Source organism: Saccharopolyspora dendranthemae (assembly GCF_007829955.1).
In the GTDB taxonomy this organism is placed as follows: domain Bacteria; phylum Actinomycetota; class Actinomycetes; order Mycobacteriales; family Pseudonocardiaceae; genus Saccharopolyspora; species Saccharopolyspora dendranthemae.
In genome coordinates this window covers 362,652-388,746 of record NZ_VIWX01000001.1, presented here as the reverse complement: position 1 = coordinate 388,746, position 26,095 = coordinate 362,652, and the positions used below count along the sequence as shown (strand labels likewise).

18 protein-coding genes are annotated in these 26,095 nt (G+C 69.4%); 9 read left to right on the top strand and 9 right to left on the bottom strand.

The features are described 5' to 3' along the window. The first annotated feature begins 6 nt into the window (after positions 1 to 6). A complete protein-coding gene (locus FHU35_RS01730; RefSeq protein WP_145736018.1) occupies positions 7 to 1,287 on the top strand; it encodes a zinc-dependent alcohol dehydrogenase in 1,281 nt (426 codons plus the stop codon). 54 nt (positions 1,288 to 1,341) lie between these two features. Here FHU35_RS01730 and FHU35_RS01725 read toward each other — a convergent pair whose 3' ends face one another. Beyond that, on the bottom strand, positions 1,342 to 1,908 hold the full coding sequence (locus FHU35_RS01725; protein WP_246110014.1) for a TetR/AcrR family transcriptional regulator: 567 nt from the start codon (positions 1,906 to 1,908) through the stop codon (positions 1,342 to 1,344). An 83-nt stretch (positions 1,909 to 1,991) separates the two neighbouring features. Between FHU35_RS01725 and FHU35_RS01720 the strand changes: the two genes are divergently transcribed. The 5 genes from FHU35_RS01720 (at position 1,992) to FHU35_RS01700 (ending at position 8,751) form a co-directional block, all read left to right on the top strand. Continuing rightward, positions 1,992 to 3,170 carry an FAD-dependent monooxygenase gene (locus tag FHU35_RS01720; protein WP_145737889.1) on the top strand — a complete coding sequence of 393 codons (1,179 nt, stop codon included), beginning with the start codon at positions 1,992 to 1,994 and terminating at the stop codon, positions 3,168 to 3,170. 31 nt (positions 3,171 to 3,201) lie between these two features. Next, the gene (locus FHU35_RS01715; protein ID WP_186459218.1) at positions 3,202 to 3,915 is read left to right on the top strand and encodes a GntR family transcriptional regulator; all 714 of its coding nucleotides are present in this window, start codon (positions 3,202 to 3,204) and stop codon (positions 3,913 to 3,915) included. Positions 3,916 to 3,958: 43 nt separating this feature from the next. After that, entirely contained in the window at positions 3,959 to 5,125 is a 1,167-nt protein-coding gene (locus FHU35_RS01710) for an NAD(P)/FAD-dependent oxidoreductase (protein ID WP_145736012.1), read from the top strand. A gap of 37 nt (positions 5,126 to 5,162) precedes the next feature. After that, entirely contained in the window at positions 5,163 to 6,716 is a 1,554-nt protein-coding gene (locus FHU35_RS01705) for an AbgT family transporter (protein ID WP_145736010.1), read from the top strand. A 196-nt stretch (positions 6,717 to 6,912) separates the two neighbouring features. Beyond that, positions 6,913 to 8,751, top strand: coding sequence for a CocE/NonD family hydrolase (locus tag FHU35_RS01700; protein WP_145736008.1), 1,839 nt, complete (start codon positions 6,913 to 6,915; stop codon positions 8,749 to 8,751). Positions 8,752 to 8,815: 64 nt separating this feature from the next. Here the strand turns inward: FHU35_RS01700 and FHU35_RS01695 are convergent, their stop codons facing one another. Next, complete coding sequence (locus FHU35_RS01695; protein WP_145736006.1) at positions 8,816 to 10,264, bottom strand: aldehyde dehydrogenase family protein; 1,449 nt, start codon at positions 10,262 to 10,264, stop codon at positions 8,816 to 8,818. Positions 10,265 to 10,513: 249 nt separating this feature from the next. On the opposite strand from FHU35_RS01695, the gene FHU35_RS01690 reads away from it, so the two are divergent. Next, the gene (locus FHU35_RS01690) at positions 10,514 to 11,299 is read left to right on the top strand and encodes a DUF2470 domain-containing protein (protein ID WP_145736004.1); all 786 of its coding nucleotides are present in this window, start codon (positions 10,514 to 10,516) and stop codon (positions 11,297 to 11,299) included. Between the two features lie 171 nt (positions 11,300 to 11,470). Then, positions 11,471 to 15,061 (top strand): DNA polymerase III subunit alpha, encoded by a 3,591-nt coding sequence (dnaE, locus tag FHU35_RS01685; RefSeq protein WP_145736001.1) that lies wholly within the window; start codon positions 11,471 to 11,473, stop codon positions 15,059 to 15,061. A 51-nt stretch (positions 15,062 to 15,112) separates the two neighbouring features. Here dnaE and FHU35_RS01680 read toward each other — a convergent pair whose 3' ends face one another. Then, the gene (locus FHU35_RS01680; protein ID WP_145735999.1) at positions 15,113 to 15,865 is read right to left on the bottom strand and encodes an SDR family NAD(P)-dependent oxidoreductase; all 753 of its coding nucleotides are present in this window, start codon (positions 15,863 to 15,865) and stop codon (positions 15,113 to 15,115) included. A gap of 400 nt (positions 15,866 to 16,265) precedes the next feature. On the opposite strand from FHU35_RS01680, the gene FHU35_RS01675 reads away from it, so the two are divergent. Continuing rightward, positions 16,266 to 17,426 carry a hypothetical protein gene (locus tag FHU35_RS01675; protein ID WP_145735996.1) on the top strand — a complete coding sequence of 387 codons (1,161 nt, stop codon included), beginning with the start codon at positions 16,266 to 16,268 and terminating at the stop codon, positions 17,424 to 17,426. A gap of 130 nt (positions 17,427 to 17,556) precedes the next feature. On the opposite strand, the gene FHU35_RS01670 is transcribed toward FHU35_RS01675, so the two are convergent. The 6 genes from FHU35_RS01670 to FHU35_RS01645 form a co-directional block, all read right to left on the bottom strand. Next, complete coding sequence (locus tag FHU35_RS01670) at positions 17,557 to 18,981, bottom strand: gamma-aminobutyraldehyde dehydrogenase (RefSeq protein WP_145735994.1); 1,425 nt, start codon at positions 18,979 to 18,981, stop codon at positions 17,557 to 17,559. Then, a complete protein-coding gene (gene speB / locus FHU35_RS01665) occupies positions 18,981 to 19,925 on the bottom strand; it encodes an agmatinase (RefSeq protein ID WP_145735992.1) in 945 nt (314 codons plus the stop codon). The genes FHU35_RS01670 and speB overlap by 1 nt, the downstream gene beginning before the upstream one ends. Then, positions 19,922 to 21,229 carry a flavin monoamine oxidase family protein gene (locus tag FHU35_RS01660; protein WP_145735990.1) on the bottom strand — a complete coding sequence of 436 codons (1,308 nt, stop codon included), beginning with the start codon at positions 21,227 to 21,229 and terminating at the stop codon, positions 19,922 to 19,924. Before FHU35_RS01660 ends, speB begins: the two co-directional genes overlap by 4 nt. Before the next feature lie 232 nt (positions 21,230 to 21,461). Beyond that, positions 21,462 to 22,943, bottom strand: coding sequence for a purine-cytosine permease family protein (locus FHU35_RS01655; RefSeq protein WP_145735987.1), 1,482 nt, complete (start codon positions 22,941 to 22,943; stop codon positions 21,462 to 21,464). A gap of 215 nt (positions 22,944 to 23,158) precedes the next feature. Then, positions 23,159 to 24,577 carry a PucR family transcriptional regulator gene (locus tag FHU35_RS01650; protein WP_145735984.1) on the bottom strand — a complete coding sequence of 473 codons (1,419 nt, stop codon included), beginning with the start codon at positions 24,575 to 24,577 and terminating at the stop codon, positions 23,159 to 23,161. A 90-nt stretch (positions 24,578 to 24,667) separates the two neighbouring features. Then, positions 24,668 to 26,065 carry an NAD-dependent succinate-semialdehyde dehydrogenase gene (locus tag FHU35_RS01645; RefSeq protein ID WP_145735982.1) on the bottom strand — a complete coding sequence of 466 codons (1,398 nt, stop codon included), beginning with the start codon at positions 26,063 to 26,065 and terminating at the stop codon, positions 24,668 to 24,670. Positions 26,066 to 26,095 lie beyond the last annotated feature (30 nt).

Genomic DNA, 26,095 nt, shown 5'->3' with positions numbered 1-26,095 from the left:
GTGGGCATGGGCACGAGCGGATCGGCGGCTCGCATCGTCGACGAAGCCTTCGGCTATCCCGAAGGTCGGCAGCACGCGCCGCACGGCTGGTTCCGTCACCTGGCAGGCGTCGCGACCGCGACGTCGGGGCCGACCCTGATGCGCGTGGCGCTGGATCGCTCAGCCGATCAACGGTTCGAGCGGCTCAAGGCGGCGGCGCGGGGGCGCGGAAGGAAGGCGTCGGGCCCCACGATGCGGTCTCTGGTGGCGAGCCCGGGTGGGCAGTTGCGCTGGTGCGATGTGCCTGCTCCGCACAATCCCAGGCCGGATGAGGCCCTGGTGCATCCGATCGCGGTGGCCACCTGCGATCTGGATCGCGCCATGGGGCTCGGGCGCACGCCCTTCCTGCTGCCCTTCCAGTTCGGGCATGAGTGCGTCGCGGAGGTGACCGAGGTCGGCGAGGCCGTCACGTCCTTCCGCCCGGGGGACCGGGTGGTGGTGCCGTTCCAGATTAACTGCGGTCGCTGCCAGCAGTGCTCGGCTGGACTGACCGGGAATTGTGCCGCTGTGCCACCGATTTCGATGTACGGTTTCGGCCTCACGGGCGGCCACTGGGGCGGTGTCCTGGCCGATCTGGTGACGGTCCCGTTCGCCGATGGCATGCTCGTCCGGCTCCCGGACGGCGTCGATCCCGCCGCGGCGGCGTCGGTGGCGGACAACGTCAGCGACGGATATCGCTGCGTGGCCCCGCACTTGCCCGCGCTGCTGGAGCACGACCCGGATTCCGAGGTGCTCATCCTCGGCGAACTCGGTCACCGCATCCCGCTGTCCTCCAGCGCCATGCTCTACGCGGCGCTCACCGCGAAAGCCTTGGGTGCCCGGCAAGTCCACTTCGTGGACCGGCGCGAACACGTCCGCAGGCACGCCGAAGCGATCGGGCTCCACGCCCACGCTCCCGAGGATCTGCGGAAGCTGCCGCCCGCGCCGCTGGTCGTCGACGGAACGGTCACCGGGCCAGGCCTGATGACCGCGATCACCAAGACGGCGTCCGACGGGGTCTGCGCGTCCACGGCGTCGCTGCGGCGGACCACCAGGATTCCCACCGCGCTGATGTACGGGCGCAACATCAGCTACCACCTGGCGCGTTCCCACGCCCGCGCCCACATTCCGGCGGTCTTGGACCTCATGGCGTCCGGCGCTCTCGACGCAGCCCTGGTGACGTCGCACCTCGGCGCGCTGGACGCCGCCGATCGCGTCATCGGCGAGCACCTCCGAGGAGAAGCCACCAAGACGATCCTCACCGAATAGGCGGGTCGGTTCGCGGTGGGGAAGCGGCGGATCCATCCCGTCTGATTCCGCCGATCAGCTCCGTGCGGGCCGGGCGGTGGCCGTGGCGATGAGGACTCGGGCGGCAGCGTCGGTGCGAGGGACGTCCCCGGTGGCGATCCGGTCCAGGCACAGGCCGCGGAGTCCGGAGATGAGCAGGCTGGCGCGGGCGCGGGCGTCCAGGTCGTCGTAACCGAGGTTCCGGTAAACGGGGACGAGGGGATCGACCATGGCGGTGACCGCCTCGTCGGCCACTGCGCCGTACAAGTCCGGCTGGGTGGGTGCGAGGCTCAGCACCTGGAACAGGATCCGGATGGGCCGTCGTTGACGTCCGCTGGTGATCGCCTCCCACAGCGCGTGACCGGCTTCGCGGAGACTCGACTCGTCGTGCACGTCGCCGAACAGGTCGGCGACATCCGGTCGGCTGGCCCGGATCGCTGTGGCGATCAGGTTGTCGCGGCTGCCGAAGTAGTAGATGAGCATGCGTTTGCTGGTGCCGAGCTGTTCGGCCATCGGGCTCAGCGAGAGATCCGCGAGGCCGTGCGTGGCGAGGTGGTCAACGACTCGGTTCAGCAACTCGTCCCGCTTGGAGCGTGCGTTCACCCGTTGACCGTACCGATCGGTACACCTACGGTGCAAAGGGTGTACCGATCGGTACGCCCCTGACGATCAGGAAGTGGGTGGCCATGGCGGCGACGGTTGCGATCATCGGCGGGGGGATCGGCGGGCTCACCCTCGCCCTGGGGCTGCGGCGGCGCGGTCTGGACGCCGTCGTATACGAGCGAGCTGCCGAGCTTCATGAGGTGGGTGCGGCAGTCGCGTTGTCCGCCAACGGAACTCGGGTGTTGCACGACCTCGGACTGAGCGGGGAGTTGGTAGAGCGCTCGGCGGTGCCGACCGAGCTGATCTACCGGCACTGGGGTGGCGGCAGGAGAATTGCGGCCTACGAGGTGGGACAGGGCTACTCGGCACGGTTCGGCGCGCCCTACTACGGCGTGCATCGCGCCGACCTGCAGCAGATTCTCGCCTCGGCATGCGGCTCGGAACGGTTGCTCCTGGGGAAGCAGCTGGTGGACGTGTCGCCCTCGGCACGCGGGCATCGCCTCCGGTTCGCCGACGGCACCGACGCGCACGCGGATGTCGTCGTCGGCGCGGATGGTGTCCATTCCACGGTGCGCCGGTGGATCAGCGACGTCGACCCGGCCGTCTACTCTGGTACCAGCGGTTTTCGCGGGCTCATCGCGGTGGACGCCATGCCGTCCCTGCCAGATCCGGGGGCGATCCAGTTCTGGATGGGGCCGGGTGCGCACGTGTTGCACTACCCGATCGGAGATGGTTCGGTCGTCAACTTCCTGGCGGTGGTGCACGAACCGTCCGAGTGGGCCGCGCAGCACTGGGTGCGAGAGGTCTCCCCGGAGGCTCTCGAAGCACCGTTCCGGGCCTGGCATCCGGGAGTGCGCGAGATGGTGGGAGCGACCACCGTGCACCGGCGTTGGGCGCTCTTCGGGCAAGCGCCGCTGAATCGCTGGCATCGGGACGGGATCGTGCTGCTCGGCGATGCTGCGCACGCGATGCTGCCGCATCACGGTCAAGGTGCGAACCAGACCATCGAAGACGCGGCGACCCTCGCCGAATGCCTGCATCGCGACAGTCGCGACGATGCGCTGGCCCGCTACGAACGGCTGCGCAAGCCCCGCACCCGAGCGGTCCAGCGCAGCTCCTGGGTGGCGTCGGACCTGCTGCACGTGCCCGACGGGCCGGCGGCGAACGAGCGGGATCAGGCGCTGGCGAACATTCCCGCCACGTTGCGATGGATCCACGGCCACGACGCCGAAGCGACCGCTCGAGCGTCAGGCCGCTATTGACCTGTCAAATTCCGAATTGTAAGTTCAAATCATGGCAGAGGCGGTGTACAAGCAGATCAGGCGTGATCTGGAAAGCCGGATCCACGCCGGACGCTTGATGCCCGGAGCACGGCTCCCGACGGAGAAGCAGCTGTGCGAGGAGTACGGCGTGAGCCGTCCTACGGCTCAGCGGGTGCTCAACGACCTGGCCGAAGCCGGACTCGCGGTGCGCCGCCGACGGCACGGAACGTTCGTGGCGGACGCCGTGCGTCAGATCAACCTGCTCAACTTCGTCGTGCCGGAAACGGCGGAGAAGGGCACTCCCGGCAGGCACGAGGTCGTCTCGGCGCGCGTGGTCCGGGCAGCGGACGCGGTCGCTCCACTGCCCGGCGCCGATCCCGGAACGGCTGTGACGGAACTGGTTCGGCGCAAGTTCGACCTGCTCGACTCCGTTCAATCGGTGGAGCGGCACGTGGTGCTGTTCTCCGCCGCACCCGAACTGCTGGACCAGGACCTCGAAGAGCTCGTCAGCCTGCCGTACCTGCGCGAGCTCGGGGTCGAGGTGGACACGATCCGGCTCCACCTCGACCCCGTAGTGCTCGGTGAGCACGACGCGGAATTGCTCGAAAGCACGCCGGGCACACCGGCTCTGATGCGACGGAGGGAACTGCGCGTCACCGGTGGAACCGTGATCGAGGTGGTCACCACGCTCGTCCGCCCCGGCACCGCCGACTTCTTCGTGGAACTGCCCGCTTCGGCCGTATGAACCGCATCTCGCTCCCGAAGCTCCCGAGGAGAGGACAACCCGCATGAAGATCGTCGTGGTGGGCGCGGGCGTGCTCGGCGCAGCTATCGCCAGGTCCCTGGCAGTCGCCGGTGAGGAGGTCGTGCTGCTGGACCAGCGGGGACCGGGCACCGGAACCACCGCGACGACGTTCGCCTGGACCAACGCCAACCGCAAGTACGACCCCGTTTACCACCACCTCAACGTGGCCGGGATGCAGGAGCACGCGGCTCTGGCCGCGCAGCTGCCCGGCGAGCAGGCCTACTTCCCGAGCGGCGCGCTGCAGTGGGCGGACGCCGACAGCGAACCGTGGCTCACCGACAACGTGGACCGGCTGCGCTCGCTCGGCTACCCCGTGCGCTGGGTCGAGCGGGACGAAGCCGCCCGGATCGCCGGCGACCTCCGAATTCCCGCAGCGGTCACCGCGTTCGCGCACTTCCCCGGCGAGGGGTACGTCCTGCCGGACCGACTGGTGGCCAACCTGCTGGCAGATGCCCGAGGCCACGGCGCCGAGCTGTCGATCGGCGAGGTCGTGGCCCTCGATGACGGCGCCCGCAGCGCATCGGCGACGACGGCCGACGGGCGGGTCTTCACCGGTGATCGTGTGGTGCTGGCGACCGGCCGCTGGACAGCGCCGCTCGCGGCGCGCGCCGGGATCGAGCTGCCCATGCTGACCGGCTTCGACCGGGGTTCCCCCACCGTGGGACTGCTCGGCTACGTGCACGCCCCCGACGTCGACCTGCGCTGCGTTCTGCACACACCAGGCCTCAACCTGCGCCCGGAAGCAGGTGCGGGTGCCGTCGTGCAGGCCCTCGACCTCAACGCCGGCATCGACCCGGCGGAACCACCCGCCCCCGACGGCCCGGTCGCCGCCACGATCACCCAGCGGCTCGAGGAACTGCTGCCCAGCCGCAACACCCCACCACAGATCAGCTTCCGGGTCGGATTGCGGTCGCTTCCCGCAGACGGCCACACCATCGCCGGCCACGCCTCGCCGGACTCGCACCTCTACTCCGTCGTCTCGCACAGCGGGATCACCCTCGGGCCGGTGCTGGGACGCCTCGTCGCCACCGAACTCGCGACCGGACAGGACCAGGACCTGCTCGCGAACTTCCGGCCCTCGCGCTTCGACGGGCGAGAACTCCCGGAAGTCGCGGTGGATCAGCACGCGACCCGCCTCGGCGAGCAATAACCCGCCCAACGCGGCCCATCACGGAAAGTCATTCGGAATGACAGATATGCAGCGTCGCAACACTCCTTCCGAGACCGGCACGAACCTCCTGTTCCGCGCGATCAGCGCGATCGAACGGGTGGGCAACAAGCTTCCCCATCCCTTCTGGCTGTTCTGGATCCTGGCCGCGGTGCTGGCCCTCGTCAGCTGCGCTCTGTCGATGGCGGGTGTCTCCGCGATCCTCCCGAAGACCGGGAAGGTCGTGGAGATCAAGAACCTGATCTCACTGGACGGGCTCGCTTTTGCCGCGGAGTCCGCTGTGGACAACTTCGCGAGCTTCCCGCCGCTTGCCATCATCGTGGTCATGATCCTCGGGGTCAGCGTCGCCGAGAAGAGCGGACTCCTCGAAGCGCTGCTGCGCATCACCATCGTCCGCCTGCCGGGGCGCGGGGTCACGTTCGCGATCGCCTTCAGCGGGATGATCGCGCACGTCATGAGCGATTCGGCGTACCTGGTGATGATCCCGCTCGGCGCACTCGCCTTCCGCGCGGCAGGACGCAGCCCGGTGCTCGGCGTGATGGTCGCCTACGTCTCGGTATCGGCCGGTTTCAACGCCAGCCCCCTGGTCACCCCGTCCGATGCCGTCCGATCCGCGCTGACCGCTGCCGCCGCGCAGACCGTCGACCCCGGTTACATCGTCACGCCCGTCGCGACGTACTTCTTCTCCGCCGTGTCCTCGCTGTTCCTCGCCATGATCATCACGCTGGTGGTCGAGCTGGTCCTGGCGAAACGACCGGACTTCTCGGCCGAAGCCGGGGGAGCGGCCGGCGAAACGGAACCCGCGCGCCTGCAGCTGAGCTCCACCGAACGCCGGGCGCTCAGGCTGACCGTCGGCGTCTTCGTCCTCTACGCGGCCGCCGTCGTGCTGCTGCTGATGATCCCCGGTTCGCCGCTGATGGGCGAGAACGGCAGCATCGTGCGGTCGGTGGTCATGGAGAACATCAGCGTCTTCATCGCCTTGCTGTTCGCGCTGGTGGGGTTCGTCTACGGACGGATCACCGCCAGCATCCCGCGGCTGTCCCACGTCCCCGCGATCATGACCGACGGCATCAGCAAGATCGCCCCGGTGATCGTGCTGTTCTTCGTCGTCTCCCAGTTCCTGGCCTACTTCACCTGGACCGGCATCGGTTCCGTGCTAGCGGTCAAGGGCGCGGACCTCCTGCACTCGATCAACGCACCGCACCTGGTGATCCTGCTGACCATCGCGGTGGCGGTGGCAGTGCTGAACATGCTCGTCACCAGCGGCTCGGCGATGTGGGCCATCCTCGCCCCGATCCTCGTGCCGATGATGATGTACCTCGGGATCCGCCCCGAAGCCGCGATGACCACCTTCATGATCGGCGACTCCGTCACCAACGCCGTAACTCCCATGAGCCCCTACTTCGTCCTCGCGCTGGGATTCGTCCAGCAATACCGCAAGAACGCGGGCATCGGAACCCTGATGTCCTTCGCGGTACCCATCTCCACCGTCTTCCTCATCACCTGGACCGCCCTGTTCGCCCTCTGGTACACGCTCGGCATCCTCCTGGGCCCGGGCATCCCCGTCAGGTAGAGCCCGACGCGGTTCGTCGTCTTTCCGGTTCGTCCGTGGGGAGTTCGCGACGGGTAACGGTGTGGACAAGGACCCCTGACTTCCTCTGTTTGGTCCTCTAGCGTCGCCCGGACGTACGACCGCGTGGCGCGGGGTCACGCGGTGCTCGGAGGAGACGCGTCCAGGTCGCACCGGTGTCGGGGAGGGTGATCGCCGCATGTCAGAGCGGGCGTTGACCAGGTTCGGGAAGTCGTGGCGTCGTCGGGGCGCCGGGGCGGTCGCCTGCGCGGTCGTGGCGGTGATGGTGCCGTTCGCGCCGCCGGCGCAGGCCGCGGGTGTGGCCTACCCGGACGCGGAGTGGAGCGAGGCGTGGATCCCGTCGCCGTCGAGCGCGGGCGACGCGACGCTGCACGCGGACGTCCTGCGTCCCAAAGGCGCCAAGGACACCGACAAGACTCCCGTGATCCTCTCGATCGGGCCGTACTTCAACCATTCCGGTCAAACCGGGCCCGCGGGCGTGGTCGAGGGGACTCCGTACGACCCGGTCGGGCCCAACGCCGGTCCTTCGGAGCGGTTCCAGGACTTCGTCGAGGGCTCCGGGCTGCTGAAGCAGGGCTACACCTTCGTCATGGTCGACCTCCGCGGCTTCGGCGGGTCCACCGGTTGCCTGGACTGGTCGGGACCCGGTGAGAAGGCCGACGTGGTCAACGCCGTCACGTGGGCGGCGAACCAGCCGTGGTCGACGGGCCGGGTCGGCATGTACGGAAAGTCCTACGACGGGGTGACCGGCTTGGTCGGGGTCAACGAACGGCCACCGGGGCTGTCCGCCGTCGTCAGCCAGGAGCCGGTGTACGACGACTACCGGTACCTCTACGGCGACGGGATGCGCCGGGTGAACTCCCTCGCGACGCCGGCGCTCTACGACGCCATCGCCGCCGCGCCGGGGCCGATCACCGATGCTGCCGGGTACAACGCCCGGAGCCTCAACGATCCGGTGTGCCTCGCCCAGAACCTCGCGAAGCAGGCAGGCGACGACCGGCACGACTCGGAGTTCTGGCGGCAGCGCGACCTGATCCCCGGCGCGGCCGGTTCCCCCGTCCCGCTGTTCCTCGCCCAGGGCCTGACGGAGAACAACACCGTCGCCGACGGGACGCAGGAGTACCTGGAGAACCACCAGGGCTACGAGCGGACCTGGCTGGGCCCGTGGGAGCACGTGCGCGGCAACGAGACCGACGAGACCGGACGTCTCAAGATGGGGCGTCAGGGCTGGTTCGACGAGGTCATGCGCTTCTACGACCGCTTCCTCAAGGACCGGGCCCCGGCCGTCGCGGACCCGCCGAACGCCGTGCAGACCAACGACGGGTTCTGGCGTTCGGAAGCCCAGTGGCCCCCGGCCGACATGCGCGAGTTCCGGACGCCGCTGAACAGCGGAACCTACGTCGACCACGCCCAATCCGCCGCCACCGCAGCGGGTTCGACGTCCGGGAAGCCCTCGGACCCGGCCGTCACCTCGGGCGTGTGGACCGTGTCGAACCCGCTGCCGCACGACGTCCACCTCTCGGGCTCGCCGAAGGCCTCGGTCGACGTCACCACGGCGAGGCCGAACGCCAACCTGGTGGTCGACGTCTACGACCTCGGCCCGGACGGAACGGGCCCGCTGATCACGCGCCAGGGCCACCTCGTTCGCGAACCGGGGGAGTCGACCGTTCCGCTGCGCCTCTGGGGCGCGGACTGGAAGCTGCCGGCAGGTCACCGGATCGGCGTGCGCGTCACCGACAACAACCAGGACTGGTGGCGCCTGGCCGCACCCAGCGGGCAGACCGTCGAGGTCCGAGGTGGTTCGGTCGATCTGCCCTTCCTCGAACACCGCCGCACGATGACGGTGCAGGGCGCTCCGGGCGTGCAGCTCGCGGGCTACCTGGACCAGCAGCGGGCCAGTGCCCCGGCCGAGGCCACGAGCGGTTCGGTCGACTTCGCCCTGCCGGGCCCGCTCGCGGACCCGCCACCGGACTCGGTGTTCACCGGCGGCTACGTAGAACCGGTGGGCGGCCGCTGAATTCGGGGCGGGGCGACTCGGAAGCGGGTCGCCCCACCCCCTTTCGCGGAAGCCGCGTGATCGGTCAGAACGGGTAGCGTTCGACGTCGGACTGCACGGTGATCCACTGGAGGTCGCAGAACGTCTCCAGGTTCACCGAGGTGCCGAAGTGACCGCCGGAGCCGGATGCCTTGGTGCCGCCGAAGGGCGCGGTGGCCTCGTCGTCGACGGTCTGGTCGTTGATGTGGATGGCGCCGGACTTGATCCGGTCGGCCAGGGTGAACGCGCGGAACGGGTCGGCGGTCAGGATCGACACGGACAGGCCGTACTCGGAGGAGTTGATGATGTCGACGGCCTCCTCGACGGTGTCGTAGCCGATGACCGGCGCGACCGGGCCGAAGACCTCCTCCGCGAACGCCGGGGCGTCCAGGGGCACGTCGGTGAGCACGGTCGGCCGGTAGAACGGTCCTTCGTGCGTGCCTCCGGCCAGGACCGTGGCGCCGGCGTCGACGGTGCGCCGCACGAGGTCGCGGATCCGGTCCAGCTGGTCCTGGTCGATGATCGGGCCGAGTGCGTTGGCCGGGTCGGTCGGGTCGCCGACCGGCAGGTTCTCGGCCTTCTCGGCGAGCAGCGCGGCGTACTCGTCCAGCTTCTCGCGGGGGACGAGGTGACGGCCGGTGGTCATGCAGATCTGGCCCTGGTGCAGGAACGAGCCCCACGCGCCGGCTGATGCCGCGGCCTCGATGTCGGCGTCGGGCAGCACGAGCATGGCGTTGTTGCCGCCCAGTTCGAGGTGCACCTTCTTCAGCAGCGGTGCCGCGGCCTCGCCGATCTTGCGCCCCGCCGCGGTCGAGCCGGTGAAGGAGAGGCACGGGACGTCGGGGTGGGTGACCAGGGCGGCTCCGACGTCGGCCCCGGCGGGCAGCACGTGCAGCAGTCCGTCGGGCAGACCCGCTTCCGCGAGGAGTTCGGCGAGCGCGAGCCCGCCGGAGATCGAGGTGCGCGGATCCGGCTTGAGCACCACCGCGTTGCCGAGCGCCAGCGCGGGCGCCACCGAGCGCATCGACAGGATGGCGGGGAAGTTGAACGGGCTGATCACGCCCACCACGCCGACGGGCACGTGCCGTCCGACCGACAGGCGGGGCTTGTGCGAGCGCAGCAGCTGGCCGTACGGCTGAGCCGCCAGCCCGGCCGACTCGCGCAGCTCGGAGGCCACCAATCCGGCCTCGAACGACGCTTTGCCTTGCCCCGAACCGGATTCGGGCACCAGCCAGCCGGTCAACCGAGCCAGGTCGGCCGCCAGCAGCTCGGCCGCCTTCGACAGCACCGCGGCCCGTTCGGTGTAGGGCCGCGCCGCCCACACCGCCTGCGCGTGCGTGGCGGCCTCGACGGCCGCGTCCAGATCGGAGCGGTCGGCCTGGCCGACGGTCGCGATGGCCGCACCCGTCGCCGGTGCCGCGATCACGGACGTGCCGCCGCTGCCGGGGACGAACCCGCCGGTGCTGTAGATCTTGTCTTCCCAGGTGGTGCTCATCGTTCTCTCTCGGCTCGGGTGGTCGGTGCGGGGCTCCGATTCGCGCGATCGACCTGCTCGGCCCAGGTGTTGTGGATCTCGGCCACAGCGGTCGTCGCCACGCTTCGCAGCACGAGAACCGGCTTCGCCCGGTCACCCTCGGGCATCCGGTGCCTGCGTCAAAACCCGGTCCTTCCGGCCAGTGGTAGCGGCGGGGCTTCCGCGCGGATCTGCAGATAGGTTAGGCTAACCTAAAATGGAGGTGAGATCGTGGACTGCCCGCCCATTCCCGCGTCGGCCGAGCGCGCCAAGACGGTCGCAGCTCGACCTGCTGCTGCCAACTTGACCTGCGGCGACATCGCTGGACGCGTCGCTCCGATTCTGGTGCACGCGCACGCCAGCGGCGAGGTCATGATGGTGCTGCCATCCGATGGCCCGGTCGTCGATTCGGTCATGAAGGCTCGTCAGGGGCGAGCGGGTGCGCTCGTCGAACTCGCCGACCACGCGCCGCTTCCGCTGCGCGGGCCGGTCCGCGGGTTGCTCTGGATCACCGGTTGGTTGACGTTGCTCACCGGCGAGAGAGCCCGGGAGCGGGCGGTGGAGGTCTCCCACGAGCTGGCGGACGAGCGCTTGCTCGACATCGGGCACACGGCGAGCGTCCTGCTGCTGGAGCCCGTCTCGCTGACGCTCGCGGATGGCGAGGGGGCCGCGCAGATCGACCCTGCCGATTACGCCGCTGCCGAGCCGGACTCGTTCTGGGCTTGCGAATCGCCTTGGCTGCAGCACCTGCAGCGCCAGCACTCGGACGTCGTCGGCATGCTCGCTCGGCACCTGCCCAGCCCTCTCCTCCGCTCCGGGCCCGTGGTGCCGCTCGGGATCGACAGGCTGGGGATCCGGCTGCGGGTCGAGGCGATCGAAGGCGACCGCGACGTGCGATTGGGATTCTCCCGATCGGTGACGACGGAGGAGGAGCTCTCCGCCGAAGTGCGACGACTCGCGGGCTTCGGGTCGACGAGCGCGCTCGGGGGAGGTGCTCAGTCGCCGGGCTTCGACTAGGGGCTGTCGATGCCTTGCTCTGCGTGGCGGTGCGGGTAGCGGAACCGCACGTCAGAGGGTTGTCGCAGTCGTCCGGCAACACGCGTCCGGTGGTCCGCAGCGTCTCGGGGCCGGACGTCTAGGGTTGGCAGGCCACCCGTCCACCCTCGTCGATGCTCCGGAGACGACCGCGTGTCTGATCAGTTCGTCCATCTGCATGTTCACACTGAGTTCTCGATGCTCGACGGTGCGGCGAAGCACGACGCGCTGTTCGCCGAGGTGAGCAGACTCGAGCAGCCTGCGGTGGCGATGACCGACCACGGGAACATGTTCGGCGCGCACTCCTTCTACGAGAAGGCGGTGGGGGCCGGGGTCAAGCCGATCATCGGCATCGAGGCCTACATCGCTCCGGAGAGCCGGTTCCACAAGAAGCCCGTGTTCTGGGGCGAGCGCGCCCGCACGGGCAAGAAGGAAGTCGACGAGTACGGCGAGAGCGGCGACGTCTCGGGTGCCGGTGCCTACACGCACATGACGATGCTCGCCCAGAACTCCGCCGGCCTGCGCAACCTGTTCCGGTTGTCGTCGCTGGCGAGCATGCAGGGGTTCTTCCGCAAGCCCCGGATGGACAAGGAGCTCATCGCCGAGCACGCCGAGGGCATCATCGCCACGTCCGGCTGCCTGGCGGGCGAGATCCTGACCCGGCTGCGACTGGGGCAGAAGCAGGAGGCGCTGAAGGCGGCCTCCGATTACAAGGACATCTTCGGTCCGGACCGGTTCTTCATCGAGGTCATGGACCACGGCATCCAGATGGAACGCAACATCCGCGGTGAGCTGCTGGACATCGCCAAGCAGCTCGACCTGCGGACGGTGGCGACCAACGACAGCCACTACGTGACCAACGACCAGGCCGGGCACCACGACGCGCTGCTGTGCCTGCAGACCCGGTCCATGATCGCCGACACCGATCGGTTCAAGTTCAACGGTGACGGCTACCACATCAAGAGCTCCGAGGAGATGCGCGAGTACTGGGACGAGGAGGTTCCCGGGGCGGCCGACAGCACGCTGATGATCGCCGAGATGGTCGAGGGCTACGAAGAGGCCTTCGCCGCGCAGAACCGGATGCCGCAGGCCAAGGTCGAGGTCGGGCGCACCGACGTGGAGGTGCTGCGCGACGAGGTCGAGGAGTTCATCCCGACTCGCTTCAAGGACGGCGAGTTCACCCAGGAGTACCGGGACCAGCTCGAATGGGAGCTGAAGGTCATCACGGAGAAGGGCTACAGCTCCTACTTCCTGGTGGTCGGCGACATGATCCGGTGGGCCAAGAACAACGGCATCCGGGTGGGCCCGGGGCGTGGTTCGGCCGCGGGTGCGCTGCTGTCCTACGTGCTGCACATCATCGACATCGACCCGCTCCAGCACGGGTTGCTGTTCGAGCGGTTCCTCAACCCCGAGCGCGACTCGCCTCCCGACATCGACATCGACTTCGACGAGCGCCAGCGCGAGCGGGTCATCCAGTACGCCAAGGAGAAGTACGGCGACGAGTTCTTCGCCAAGGTGATCACCTACGGCACGATTAAGACCAAGGCCGCGTTCAAGGACGCCGCCCGAGTGCACCTGGGCCAGGCGGGTTTCCAGCTCGCCGACCAGTTCTCCAAGGCGCTGCCCGCGCCGATCGCGGCGAAGGACATCCCGCTGTCGGGCATCGTCGACCCGGATCACGAGCGCTACCTGGAGGCCGCCGAGGTCCGGTCGCTGATCGAGACCGATCCGCAGATCGGCAAGATCTTCGACACCGCCCGCGGCCTGGAGGGGCTGATCCGCAACGCCGGTGTGCACGCCTGCGCGCACATCATCTCGCGGGAACCGCTGCTGGACGTGCTGCCGCTGTGGAAGCGCGACGACGGCGAGATCATCACCGGGTGGGACGGCCCGCAGTGCGAGGCCGTGGGCTTGCTCAAGATCGACATCCTCGGGCTGGTCAACATGACCACGATCGACGACACCGTGCGGATGGTGAAGACCAACCACGATGCCGAGGTCGAACCGCTGGACATCCCGCTCGACGACGACCCGACCTACGAGATGCTGGGGCGGGGCGAGAGCCTGGGAGTGTTCCAGCTCGAAGGTGGCGGCATGCAGTCGCTGCTCAAGCGCATGCAGCCCACCCGGTTCGGGGACATCGTGGCGTGCGTGGCGCTGTACCGGCCGGGCCCTATGGACGTCAACGCGCACCTGGACTACGCCGACCGCAAGAACGGCAGGAAGCCGGTCGAGCCGATCCACCCGGAGCTGGACGAGCCGCTGAAGGACATCCTCGGCGAGACCTACGGTCTGATCGTCTACCAGGAGCAGATCATGGCGATCGCCCAGAAGGTCGCCGGGTACACCCTCGGACAAGCCGACCTGCTGCGGCGTGCGATGGGCAAGAAGAAGAAGTCCGTGATGGACGAGCAGTTCGCCCGGTTCGAGGCGGGCATGAAGGAACGCGGCTACTCCAAGGAAGCGATCGACCAGCTGTGGGCGACGGTCCTGCCCTTCGCGGGATACGCGTTCAACAAGTCCCACGCCGCCGCGTACGGGCTGGTCACCTACTGGACCGCCTACCTCAAGGCTCACTACCCGGCCGAGTACATGGCCGCGCTGCTGACCGCCAACAGCAACAACAAGGACAAGACCGCGGTCTACCTCTCGGAGTGCCGGCGCATGGGCATCCAGGTGCTGCCGCCGGACGTGAACGAGTCCATGACCCAGCACACCGCCGTCGAGGGCCGCATCCGCTTCGGCATGGGGGCGATCCGCAACGTCGGTGCCAACGTCGTGGAATCGGTCATCGGCTCCCGCGAGGCGAAGGGCAAGTTCTCCTCGTTCACCGACTTCCTCGACAAGATCGAGATCACCGCGTGCAACAAGCGGGTCATCGAGTCGCTGATCAAGGCGGGCGCGTTCGACTCGCTCGGCCACTCCCGGATGTCGCTCAACGCCCACCACGAGGCCGCGGTGGACGCGGTGATCGGGCTCAAGCGACAGCAGGCGATGGGCCAGTTCGACCTCTTCGGCGGAGACGACAGCGGGTCCAGCGAGGACACGTCCCCGTTGACGCACCTGCAGTTCACCGACGAGGAGTGGCCGCGCAAGCAGCTGCTGGCCTACGAGCGCGAGATGCTCGGCCTCTACGTCTCCGCGCACCCGCTGGACGGCGCGGAGCGGCTGCTCGCGCCGTACCAGGACACGAGCATCGCCGAGCTGATCGGCGGTGAGCGCGAACCCACGGGATACGGCAGCAAGGAGCAGCAGCCCAAGATCGCCGGGATGATCTCCGGAATCCAGCGGCGGCTCAACAAGAACGGCCAGCCCTGGGCCATCGTGACGCTGGAGGACTTCGAGGCCAGCATCGAGGTGCTGTTCTTCCCGAAGTCCTACGAGATGTTCGCCGACTGCCTGGTCGAGGACAACGCGCTCGCGGTCAAGGGCCGGGTCAACGAGCGCGAAGGCGAGATCAGCGTGTTCGCCTCCGACGCCGTGCCCGTCGACATCACCGCGGCCGAGACGGATCCCGGCAGCGAGCCGCCGCTCGTGCTGCACGCGGACTCCCGCAAGCTCAACGCCGAGGTGATCAGCGAGCTCAAGCAGACGTTCCTCGCGCACAAGGGCACCACCCCGGTGCACGTGCACCTCGGCAAGACCCGGCTGGAGCTGCCGAAGTGGCCGGTCAACGTGTGCACCGAACTCGTCTCGGAGCTCAAGTCCGTGCGCGGCATCGCCGTGGAGCGCGCCGGCCGGTAGATGCACACGGGAGGTGGGGAAGTTCTCATAAAACTTCCCCACACCGGCCGGTCACCAGACGGTGTAGCCGCCGTCCACGACCAGGTCGGTCCCGGTGCAGTAGCTGCTGGCGTCGGAGGCGAGGAAGACCACGGCGGGGGCGATCTCGCCGGGTTCAGCGACGCGGTTCATCGGGGTGCCCTCGATCCAGACCCGGCGCCATTCCTCGTTGCTCATCCCGCGCTTGGTCATCTCGGTGCCGACGTAACCGGGGGAGATGGAGTTGACCCGCACGCCCCGGGCGGCCCATTCCCCGGCCAGTGATTTGGTGAGGTGGATGACGCCCGCCTTCGCGGCGTTGTAGGCGGACTGGGGCTGGGGGTGGTTGGAGATGTGGCCGCTCATGCTGCCGGTGTTGATGATGCTCCCTGACCCCTGCGCGAGCATCCGCCTGCCCGCTGCCTGGCAGCTGTAGAAGACGCCGTCGAGGTTCACCGCCATCACCCGGCGCCAGTCCTCGGGATCGAGGTCTTCGCTGGGGTGGTTGTGCACGATCCCGGCGTTGTTGACCGCCACGTCGACGGACCCGCTCGTGGTGGCCACGTGCTCGAACGCGGCGTCGACGCTGTCGGGATCGGTGACGTCCGCGGCCACGAACTCGACGCCGTGGCGTTCGGCGGACGCCTTGCCGACGTCGGGGTTGATGTCGCAGATGAACACGCGCGCACCCGCGTCGCGGAGGGCGAGCACGATGGCTTCGCCGATGCCCTGCGCGCCACCGGTGACGATCGCGTTCCTGCCGTTGAGGGCGAAGAGGTCGGTCACTGTTCCTCCCGAAGGCGGTCGACGGAACTGGGGAGAGGACCCGAGCCGGATCTCGTGCCGGGCCCCTGCAGTCGTACCACTGCGAACAACCTCGCCGCGCCTTCAACGCGCGCACCGAATCGCGACGGCGAGGGGCATGCACGTAACTGGCTCGGTTCTGCCTCAGAGAACGATTATTACTCTTTCGCGCCTGCTCTTACCGATGGATTCAGCCTCGATCTAGCTGGATCTTGCCGCGACAGTCTCGAAAGTAGCTTCACGAACTGCATGTTCCGTGATACAAGAGATCACCATGTCACAAGTGGAAAACGATTCGATCCCGCCGATTTCAGGTAGGAATATTCCATCCGGAACCCACGCGATGGATGCAGGGGGCACGGGGCGCCCCGTCTTCGACGGCGTGCAAGCTTTGCTGACCTCCATCCGCGAGCTCAGCAGGCGCCCGAACTTCTACACGCGCGGATCGGAGAAGGGCGTGCGTGGTGACCAGCCGCTCCCGATCATCTGCTTGCAGGGGACGCCGGTCGGCAACGAGTTCATGGATGCCCTCAACGCGCGGCTCGATGAGCCCGACGAGCGCCAGATCCCGCACGTGCTGGTCGATGTCGAGACGGCGCAGGAATCTGCGAAGGCCAGGTGGGCCTCCGGTGTGCACGATTTCCCGCTCATCCCGCTGCTGGACGAGCTCAGCGCCGGCATCTCGGGCAAGAAGATCCGAGGGCACAGGAGTCTCACGCAGTTCAACCGGTATCGGCTGGCGAACTGGCTCACAGGTCAGCAGCTCGAGCCATCCGAGGAGAAGAGGGGGCGGGCCAAGATCGTTCAGCTCTTGCGGGCATGGGTCAATCGGGATCCGGTGGTCGATCCCGAGACGACCCACGACGTGGTGCAGGCGGTTCCGGTCGGCAACGTCGGTGTGCGGGCGGCGATCGTGGCGTGCCGGTTCGCGCTGTCCCGCTGGCTGAGCGAGCGGGTGCCGGGCCTCCGCCAGGAGCGCAGGTGGCTCATGCGCCAGCCGTTCATGGTTCCCCAGCACTCGGCGGGATTCCTCGGCTTCGCCGAGCGGCTGACCGCCGGCTACCGGAGTTCGGAGAACGACGACCAGGTCAGGAAGCTGCTGGTGCACGCCTTCCTGGAGGATCTGCGCCACAAGTACCGGCGTCCGTGGTTCCGGGGCTTCCCCAATCGGAAGGGGTCTCGCCACACCGCCTACTTCGTGCTGCTCCTGCAGAACGTCAGTGAGGAGAACGGCGGGTGGGAGTTCCTGACCTTGCTCAACGCGGTCCGGAACGAGACAGGTGAGCCGGACCCGTTGCTGGTCGTCGCCTCCAGTGATGACCAGGCGCGGCTCTCCGCTGCCTTTCAGGCGACCGGACCCTACGCGGCCGCCAACATCGAATCCGCGCTCGCTCGGTGGAGGGAAACGCTGCCCACACAACGCCAGCTCCTCGCGGAGAACGCTCGGTACCTCCCGATCGTCCTTCCCGCGAAGACCACGGCGCCCGCGGATGTCCACCAGCTCGCACCGGGTGATCAGAACCCCGTGGGGCGGCTTCGGTGACGCTTGTGCGGGGAACGAACCGTGGTACGCGCCCAGGCTCCCCAAAGGGTGTCCTGGTTAGGGCTGAATCGAGTTCAGCCGGGTGGCCGACCCGGGGCCGTTGCGCTGGGGGTGCAACGGCCCCGGGTGGTCAGGTGGCGCTGTGCATGACGTGCTTGATGCGGGTGTAGTCGTCCAGGCCGTACTTGGAGAGGTCCTTGCCGTAGCCGGAGTGCTTGAACCCGCCGTGCGGCATCTCGGCGACCAGGACCATGTGGGTGTTGACCCAGACGCAGCCGAAGTCCAGCTCGGCGGAGAGGCGTTGGGCGCGGCCGTGATCCTTCGTCCACACGCTGGAGGCCAGCGCGTAGTCGACACCGTTGGCGAGGCTCAACGCCTCGTGCTCGTCGCTGAAGGTCTGCACGGTGAGCACCGGGCCGAAGATCTCCTCCTGGACCGGCTCGTCGTCCTGCCGCAGCCCTGCGATCACGGTGGGGGCGAAGAAGCAGCCCCGCTCGCCGACCCGGTGGCCGCCGGTGAGGATCCTGGCGTGGTCCGGGAGGCGTTCGATGATGCCCTCGACCCGTTCCAGCTGCGCGGCGTTGTTCAGCGGACCGAAGGTGGCGTCCACATCGGACGGTGGACCGCAGCGCATCGCCGCGGCGCGCGCGACGAGCTCGGCGGTGAACTCCTCGGCCACCGACTCCTCGACGAGGACGCGGGTCGCCGCGGTGCAGTCCTGACCCGCGTTGAAGAACCCCGCGTCGGCGATGCCCTCGGCCGCGGTGTCGAGCGCGGCATCGGCGAAGACCACGGCCGGTGCCTTGCCGCCCAGCTCCAGGTGCACCCGCTTGAGGTCGTCCGCGGCAGCGGTGGCCACCTGCTGCCCGGCCCGCGTCGAGCCGGTGATCGACACCATCGCGGCCACCGGGTGCGACACCACGGCACGACCGGTCTCGCGGTCACCGCAGACCACGTTGAGCACACCGGGCGGCAGCGCCGTGGCCGCCAGCTCGCCGAGCATCGCGGCCGTGACCGGCGTCGTGTCGGCCGGTTTGAGCACCACCGCGTTGCCCGCGGCGATCGCCGGCGCGACCTTCCACACCGCCATCATCAGCGGGTAGTTCCACGGCGCGACCTGGCCGATCACGCCCACCGGTTCGCGGCGCACGTAGGAGGTGCACCCGGGCGAGTACTCCGCGGCCGCCGAGCCCTCCAGGAGCCGTGCCGCACCGGCGAAGAAGCGGATCTGATCGACCGCGGCCCCCACCTCCTCGGTGCGCGTCGGCTCCAGCGGCTTGCCCGTGTTGGCGGCTTCGGCGGCGACGAACTCCTCGGTCCGCCGCTCCAGCTCGTCGGCGAGGCGCAGCAGCCGGCGCTGCCGCTCGGCGGGCGTGGTGCGCCGCCACCGCTCGAACGCCCGCGCCGCCGACTCGTAGGCCGCGTCGACGTCCGCTTGCGCGGAAAGCGGTGCGCTGCAGAACACCTCGCCGGTGCACGGGTCGACCAGGTCGGTGGTGCGCAGGTCCTGCGCGTCCACCGGCTCGCCGTCGATGATGTTGCGGATCGTGCGCATCAGTTCCCTCCGGCGGGCAGGACGCTCAGCAGCTCGTAGGCGACGTGAGCCGCGGCGATCCCGGTGATCTCGGCGTGGTCGTAGGCGGGAGCGACTTCCACCAGGTCGGCGCCCACCAGGTTGAGCCCCTCCAGGCCGCGCAGGAGCTCCAGCAGCTCGCGGCTGGAGAGCCCGCCCGCTTCGGGCGTGCCGGTGCCCGGCGCGAAACCGGGATCGAGCACGTCGATGTCGAGCGATACGTACACCGGGCGCGAGCCCAGCCGGGTGCGGATCCGATCGATGATCGTGTCCAGCGGAGTGCGGGCGAAATCCCGGCAGTGCACCGCGGCGAAGCCCATCTTCTCGCTCTCGTCGAGGTCGAGGCGGGAGTACAGCGGGCCCCGGATGCCGACGTGCATCGAGTGCTCGAAGTCGATGAGCCCTTCCTCGGCCGCCCTGCGGAACGGCGTCCCGTGCGTGTGCGGAACGCCGAAGTAGGTGTCCCAGGTGTCCAGGTGCGCGTCGAAGTGCAGCACGGCGATCGGCCCGTGCCGCTCGTGCTGCACGCGCAGCAGCGGCAGGGCGATGGTGTGGTCGCCGCCCACCGTGACCAGCGTCCGGCGCGTGCCGGAGAGATCACGCGCACCCGCCTCGATGGTGCTGATCGCCTCGTCGATGTCGAACGGGTTCACGCCCAGGTCACCGGCGTCGGCGACCTGGCGGGTCGCGAACGGCTGGGCGTCCAGCGCCGGGTTGTAGGGGCGCAGCAGCCGGGAGCTCTGCCGCACGTGGTTGGGGCCGAACCGGGCACCGGGCCGGTAGCTGACCCCGGTGTCGAACGGCACGCCCCACACCACGGCCTCGGCGTCGGAGACGTCGGCGAGACGGGGGAGCCGGGCGAAGGTCGTGTCGCCGCCGTAGCGGGGCACGCGGGTGGCGTCGACCGGACCGATGGGTTCCGTCACTTGCTCTCTCCCTCGGACTGAGCGGACAGGATCTCGGCGGCGGCGCGCTTGCCGGATTCGATGGCGCCGTCGATGAACGCGCGCCAGCGCCGCGCGGTGTGCGAACCGCCGAAGTGCAGACGTCCCTCCGGTTCGCCGACCGCGATCTCGTGCTCGGCGAACTGGCCGGCCCGGAAGGTCGCCCACGTTCCCCTGTTGAACTCGTCGTTGACCCAGTCGTGCGATTCCGCCGCGACGACCTCGGCCTCGGGCGCGAACTCGCGGACGGCGCGCTGCACGTCGGCCAGGTCCGCGGTGTCGACCCGGTCGTGCTCCGGTGCGAAGCAGACCAGCACCACGCCGTCGTCGGTGGTGTGCATCGCGCCGACGTAGTCGAAGCTGGTGCCCCAGCCGAAACCGCTGATGTCCTCGGCGACGTTGCGCGCCAACGCCCACACCTTCTGGCCCTGCCCGGCGTGGTTCTCCTGCGAGATCGTCGTCTTGGCAGCCGAGAGCGGCGGGGTGAACTCGATGTCCCGCCAGATCCCGACCGGCGTCGTCAGCAGCACCCGGTCCGCGCTGACGGATCCGCCGTCGTGCTCGACCACCACGCCGTCGTCATCCCGGGTGACCTTTCGGACCGGGCTGGACAGCCGGAGCTCGGCCGCACCGTCGGCGCGGATCGCCTCGGCAAGCGACACCGTGCCCTCGGCGAAGGTGTGGCCGAGGACGCTGGCCTGCACCATGCCCCACAGCGAGTTGTCCATCGAGGACAGCCAGCGGATGATGTCCAGCGCTGACCCGGTTTCCTCGCTCGCGTTGGCGCAACCGCAGAACCACGAGATGAGCAGTTCCCTGGCGTTGCCGGTCAGGCCCGCGTCGTCCGCCCACTGCCGGATCGGCACGTCGAGGTCGACCAGCCCCTGCTCGGACAGCGGGCGCATCGGGTCGAGCCGCGCGCCGGCCTCGACCAGCGACCGCATCGCGTGCTCCAGCGCGCCGTACTCCTCCGGTGGTACCGGCAGCAGGGTGTCGAGCACCGTGCCGTGGTCGGACCAGGTCATGCGCCCGGGCAGCTCGCTGTCGACGACCTCGACGCCGTAGCGCTGCACCTCGCCCCAGACGTGGGTCTGCTGCGGGACGATCCAGGTGCCGCCCATCTCCAGCCCGACGCCGCCGAACGCGTCCGCGCGGTACCAGGTGGAACCGCCGATGCGGTCCCTTGCCTCCAAGATCAGCACGCTCTTCCCGGCTTCCCGCAGCTCGCGGGCGGCCGTCAAGCCGGAGAACCCGGCGCCGACCACGATGATGTCGTAATGGTCCATCTCTCGTACTTTCTTCAGATCGTTTCACTATCGCTTTGCTTGGCGGTGCGGGTGGCGGAACCTCACACGCCGTCTGGACTCCGTGCGCCACTCCTGATGTATGCCAATACACGGCGTCGCGGCGTACTCGCCAGACGACGTGTGAGAACCCGCGGCGGTGCGGGCTGAGTCCCACACCTGAAGACAACGGCTCCGCCGCAAACTGAAATGACCGATTTGCTTCAGGTGCGGCTCAGACCGTGGTGGTCCGGGCCGGGGCTTCGGTCTTCGCGGTGCGCGGCACCGGTTGCCGGGAGCCGATGGTCAGCAGCAGGTAGACGACGGCGGTGGTGATCGCGGCGAGCACGAAGCTCAGGTCGATGCCGAACGTCCAGTCGATGAGCGGTCCCCGGAACAGCGCGGTGTCCACCGACAGCAGGCCGATGGCCGAGCCGAAGGCCCATGCCGCCACCGCGCGGGGGTTCCAGCCCGCCGCGAACCAGTAGATCCCGCCTCGGGATCGTCGGTTGTAGACCTGCAGCGCGTCCGGGTCGTAGCGGCCCCGGCAGTGGACGAAGCCGATCAGGGTGATCACGGCCCACGGCGTTCCGACGGCGGTCAGCAGCAGCACGAACGCGGTCACGGCGTCCTGGGCGTCCCAGACGAAGTAGCCGACGAACACCAGCGCCGTCGAGATCACCGAGGTCAGGATCGTGGCTTGGACTCGTGACAGCGGCGGGAGGATCGCGTCCAGGTCCAGCCCCATGCTGTAGATGAGCGCGCCCGCGTTGCCGATCGTGCCGAACACGCCGTTGAGCAGCAGCGGGATCAGGAACCACACCGGTGCCGCCGCCACCAGCGGGCCGACGTAGTCGTCGGCGGCACCGGAGGCGAATGAGGTGAACGTGCCGAAGAGCTGCGGCACGAGCAGGCCGAGCACCATGCCGACGGCGGAGGCGACGAAGACCTTGGAGCTCGAATAACGCCGCGGGGAGACGTACCGGCTGTAGTCGCCCAGCATCGTGATGAAGGCCATCGGACCGCTGAGCCCGGCCGCGACCGCCGAAAGCGCCCACGTGGTCCAGAAATCGCCCATCGCGTAACCGTCGACCACCGGTGCCGTGCTGAACTTCACGGAGTAGCCGAACAGCCCGAGCACCACGAGCACCACGGTTCCGGCCGCCACCCACTTGCTCAGGCGGGTCAGCAGCCGGTACCCGAAGATCGCGATGAGCACCGACAGCACGGCCAGCACCGCGTAGGCCGCGGAGTAGCTGCCACCTCCGTCGGGGAGGCCGAGCAGCCGGTGCAGCGGTCCGACGATCGCGGCGCCACCGGTCCACACCGTCAGCGCCGCGTACCCGAGCGACAGCAGCAGCCCGATCATCGAGCCGATGAGCCTGCCGCGGACGCCGAACGTGCCGCCGCTGCTGGTCGACAGGTTCGTGGCGGTCCGGAACGACACCAGCGACAGCGGTGCGACCAGCACCGTGCCCAGCAGGGTCCCGGCGACCATGGAGCTGACGGCGGGCCAGAACCCGAGCCCGAACGAGGCGGGCAGCCACCCGAAGATGACCACCCCCAGGCACATGTTCGACCCGAGCAGGATTCCCAGGACGTCGCGCGGGCGGCCCGTCCTGTCCTCTTCCGGGATCGTGTCGACCCCGTGCCTCTCGATACCCGCGTCGCGCGGTGCGGCGGCGGGATCCGGCAACGACGTTGTTTCCGGGGGCATCTGGTGGTGACCTCCTGCGGTTCGGCGTGAGCGGCGACAGGCCGCGCAGCTCCCGAACAGGGTGGTCGCCATCACGCGGAACCGGATAGGGGTCGATCCTCCGAAGTCGGCGGCCGACGTTGGACGATCGCACAACGCCGATGTGCGCTACCGGCTCGCGCGGGTGGATGCCGCGGCGTTCACGCAGGTCGCCACCGCGCGGGGCAGGGGTGGGGTCAGGTCTGCCGGAGCGCGCGCAGGGCGAGGTAGAGGTCGACCCGGTCGGCGGTGCGCGACAGGCTCCGCCCGGTCAGCTCCTCGACGCGGCTCATCCGGTGCCGGAGCGTGTTGATGTGCACGTGCAGCCGCCTCGCAGCCTCCTGCCAGCGGCCACCGGAGTCGAGGAAGACGGCGAGCGAGGGCAGCAGATCGCTGGAGCGCCGCTCGTCGTGATCGAGCACCGGCCCCAGCAGCGCTGTCGACGTCGCCATCAGCATGTCCGGGTCCTGCACCGACAACAGCAGCGCCGGGCTGCTCAGCTGGTCGTGGGTCATCCACCCGCCGCCCGAACGCGAGGAGGTGGCCTCGGCGGCGTGCTCGGCCTGCAGCAGGCTCACCCGGAGTTCCGCCGCCGCACCGGGTTTGCCGACGCCGACGTGCACGACGTCGTCGGAGTCGGTGAGCGCGTCGTGGATGCGGCGAGCCAGTGCGGCCTCGCCGTCGCGCACGCGCGCGAAGGCCACGACCTCCTCTCCCCGGCGCACCGCGACTCCGTCGGTGGCCAGGAAGTCACCGAGGCGGACCGAATCGGCCTCCGGGTGGGAACCGCGCAGCACCACCGCTGCCAGCGGTCCGTCCGGCGGCAGGCCGAGCGAGTGCAGCCGGGTGCGCACGGTGTCGGTCTCCACCGCTCCGCTGTGGACCCACTCGAAGAGCTCCCACGCGTAGCGGACCTCGGTGGCGCGCACGGCGCGAGCGCGCTCGATCTCCAGCGCGATGAACGGCATCGCCTGCACGACGGCGGCGTGCTGCTCGACGTCGAGCTCCTGCAGCGGTCGCGGCAGCAGGAGCTCGGCATCGGCGAGCCCCTCGCCGACCAGCGGCAGCGGGTGGCTGGGCTCCGGTTCCTCGCCCGCGAGCAGCCCACCGCCACCGCGCACCGCGACCGGCTGCCCGAGCTGACCGGACAGGGTGCCCAGAACGGTGTCGACACCGCGCCGCACGCGCAGCGCCGCCACGATCGCGTCGTGCTGGGCGAGGTGGCGCCGCAGCGGCCGTTCCCACTCAGCCCGCTTGGCGTTGACGAACGTCTCGACGATCTGCAGGAACGCCACGTCGACCGGCACGACGAAGCAGGTCAGGCCGTGGGCGCGGGCGGCGTCGATGAAGTCCTCGGGCACCGCGGTCTCAGGTGGCACGATCCCGAACCCGACCGCTGCGACGTCGGCGTCGGCCAGGTCGGAGAGGAAGGCCTCGGCGCTGATCTCGGCCGAACGCCACACACCGGCCGTCAGGACGACCTCACCGCCGCGCAGGAACCTGCCGGGGGCGCGGACCTCGATGGTGTGCACCCACCGGATCGGCCGGTCCAGGTCTCCGCGAACCCGCACCTGCAGGGCGAGTTCGGCAGTGCTCAGCAGATCGCCGACCTGCAAACCGGGACCTCCCTCACTCCACCGACCGGACCGGCACCACAGGAGGCTAACCGACCTGGGAACGGCCGGGCGAAGCGACGATCCCGCTGATCAGGACTCCGGCCAGGCCAGGCTGAGATACTGGATCTCGGTGAACTCGTGGAGTCCTTCGCGAGCGCCTTCCCGGCCGAGGCCGCTCTGCTTGACGCCGCCGAACGGGGCGGCGGGATCGGAGATGAGGCCGCGGTTGATGCCGACCATCCCGGCGTCGATGCTCTCGCCGAGCCGCATCGCGCGCTGGAGGTCGCCGGCGTAGACGTAGGCCGCCAGGCCCATCTCGGAGTCGTTGACCATGCGCAGCAGCTCGTCCTCCTCCTGCCAGGTGACCACCGCGGCGACCGGCCCGAAGACCTCCTGCTGGACGACGTCGGCGTCGGCGGGCACGTCGGCCAGGACCACCGGGGCGAAGAAGTGCCCCTCACCTCCGGTCGGTGCTTCCGCACGCGCCACCACGCGCGCGCCCGAGGCGATCGCCGAGTCGACCAGCGCGGTGACGCCGTCGACGGCCTTCGCGCTGATGAGCGGGCCGATCTCGTTGTCAGCGCAGGAGGAGGGGCCGACCCGCAGCTGCTCCACGTGCTTGCCCAGCCGGGCCGCGAAGTCCTCGGCGACGTCGGCGTGCACGTAGAAGCGGTCGGCCGCCGTGCACGCCTGCCCGCCGTTGCGGAACTTCGCGAGCATCGCGCCGTCGACGGCGGCGTCGAGGTCGGCGTCCGGGGTGACGACGAAGGGCGCGTTGCCGCCGAGCTCCATCGACGCGTTCACCACGCGGTCAGCGGCCTGCCGCAGCAGTGCGCGCCCCACCGGAGTGGACCCGGTGAAGGAGACCTTGCGGACCCGGGCGTCTTCGAGCCAGGTGGTGACCACGCCCGCGGCGTCGGTGGTGGTCACGGTGTTGACCACGCCCTCGGGCACGCCCGCCTCGGCGAGGAGACGCACGATCGCCAGCGCCGTCAGCGGTGTCTCGGCAGCGGGTTTGAGCACGACGGTGCACCCCGCCGCCAACGCCGGGCCGATCTTGCGCGTGACCATCGCGGCGGGGAAGTTCCACGGGGTGATCAGCGCGGCGATCCCGACCGGCCGTTCGGAGACGACGGTTCGGGTGCCGCCGGCGGGGGACGGGCCGTAGTTCCCCGACGACCGCACGGATTCCTCGGCGTACCACCGGAAGAACTCGGCGGCGTAGGAGATCTCGGCCCGAGCGTCGGACGCGGACTTGCCGTTCTCGGACGCGATGAGATCGGCGAGCCGGTCCTTCTCGCGCAGCATCAGCTCGAACGCGCGGTGCAGTGCGTCGGCGCGCTGACGCGCCGGGGTGCGCGCCCAGTCGTGCGCCGCGGCCGCCGCCGCGTCGACGGCGGCGGTGGCCTCGGCAGGGCCCCCGTCGGCGACGGTGTCGAGCGCGCGCCCGGTCGCGGGGTCCTCCACGGTGAAATGACCTGCTGTCATGCGAAGTCCTCTTCTCGATGCGCCCGAAGT

Coding starts and splice junctions, on each gene's coding strand:
- FHU35_RS01655 (WP_145735987.1), bottom strand. CDS start 22,943: ATGCCCCCGGAAACAACGTCGTTGCCGGATCCCGCCGCCGCACCGCGC.
- FHU35_RS01660 (WP_145735990.1), bottom strand. CDS start 21,229: ATGGACCATTACGACATCATCGTGGTCGGCGCCGGGTTCTCCGGCTTG.
- FHU35_RS01695 (WP_145736006.1), bottom strand. CDS start 10,264: ATGAGCACCACCTGGGAAGACAAGATCTACAGCACCGGCGGGTTCGTC.
- FHU35_RS01710 (WP_145736012.1), top strand. CDS start 3,959: ATGAAGATCGTCGTGGTGGGCGCGGGCGTGCTCGGCGCAGCTATCGCC.
- FHU35_RS01645 (WP_145735982.1), bottom strand. CDS start 26,065: ATGACAGCAGGTCATTTCACCGTGGAGGACCCCGCGACCGGGCGCGCG.
- FHU35_RS01705 (WP_145736010.1), top strand. CDS start 5,163: ATGACAGATATGCAGCGTCGCAACACTCCTTCCGAGACCGGCACGAAC.
- FHU35_RS01715 (WP_186459218.1), top strand. CDS start 3,202: ATGGCAGAGGCGGTGTACAAGCAGATCAGGCGTGATCTGGAAAGCCGG.
- FHU35_RS01730 (WP_145736018.1), top strand. CDS start 7: ATGGGCACGAGCGGATCGGCGGCTCGCATCGTCGACGAAGCCTTCGGC.
- FHU35_RS01700 (WP_145736008.1), top strand. CDS start 6,913: ATGTCAGAGCGGGCGTTGACCAGGTTCGGGAAGTCGTGGCGTCGTCGG.
- FHU35_RS01670 (WP_145735994.1), bottom strand. CDS start 18,981: ATGCGCACGATCCGCAACATCATCGACGGCGAGCCGGTGGACGCGCAG.
- FHU35_RS01720 (WP_145737889.1), top strand. CDS start 1,992: ATGGCGGCGACGGTTGCGATCATCGGCGGGGGGATCGGCGGGCTCACC.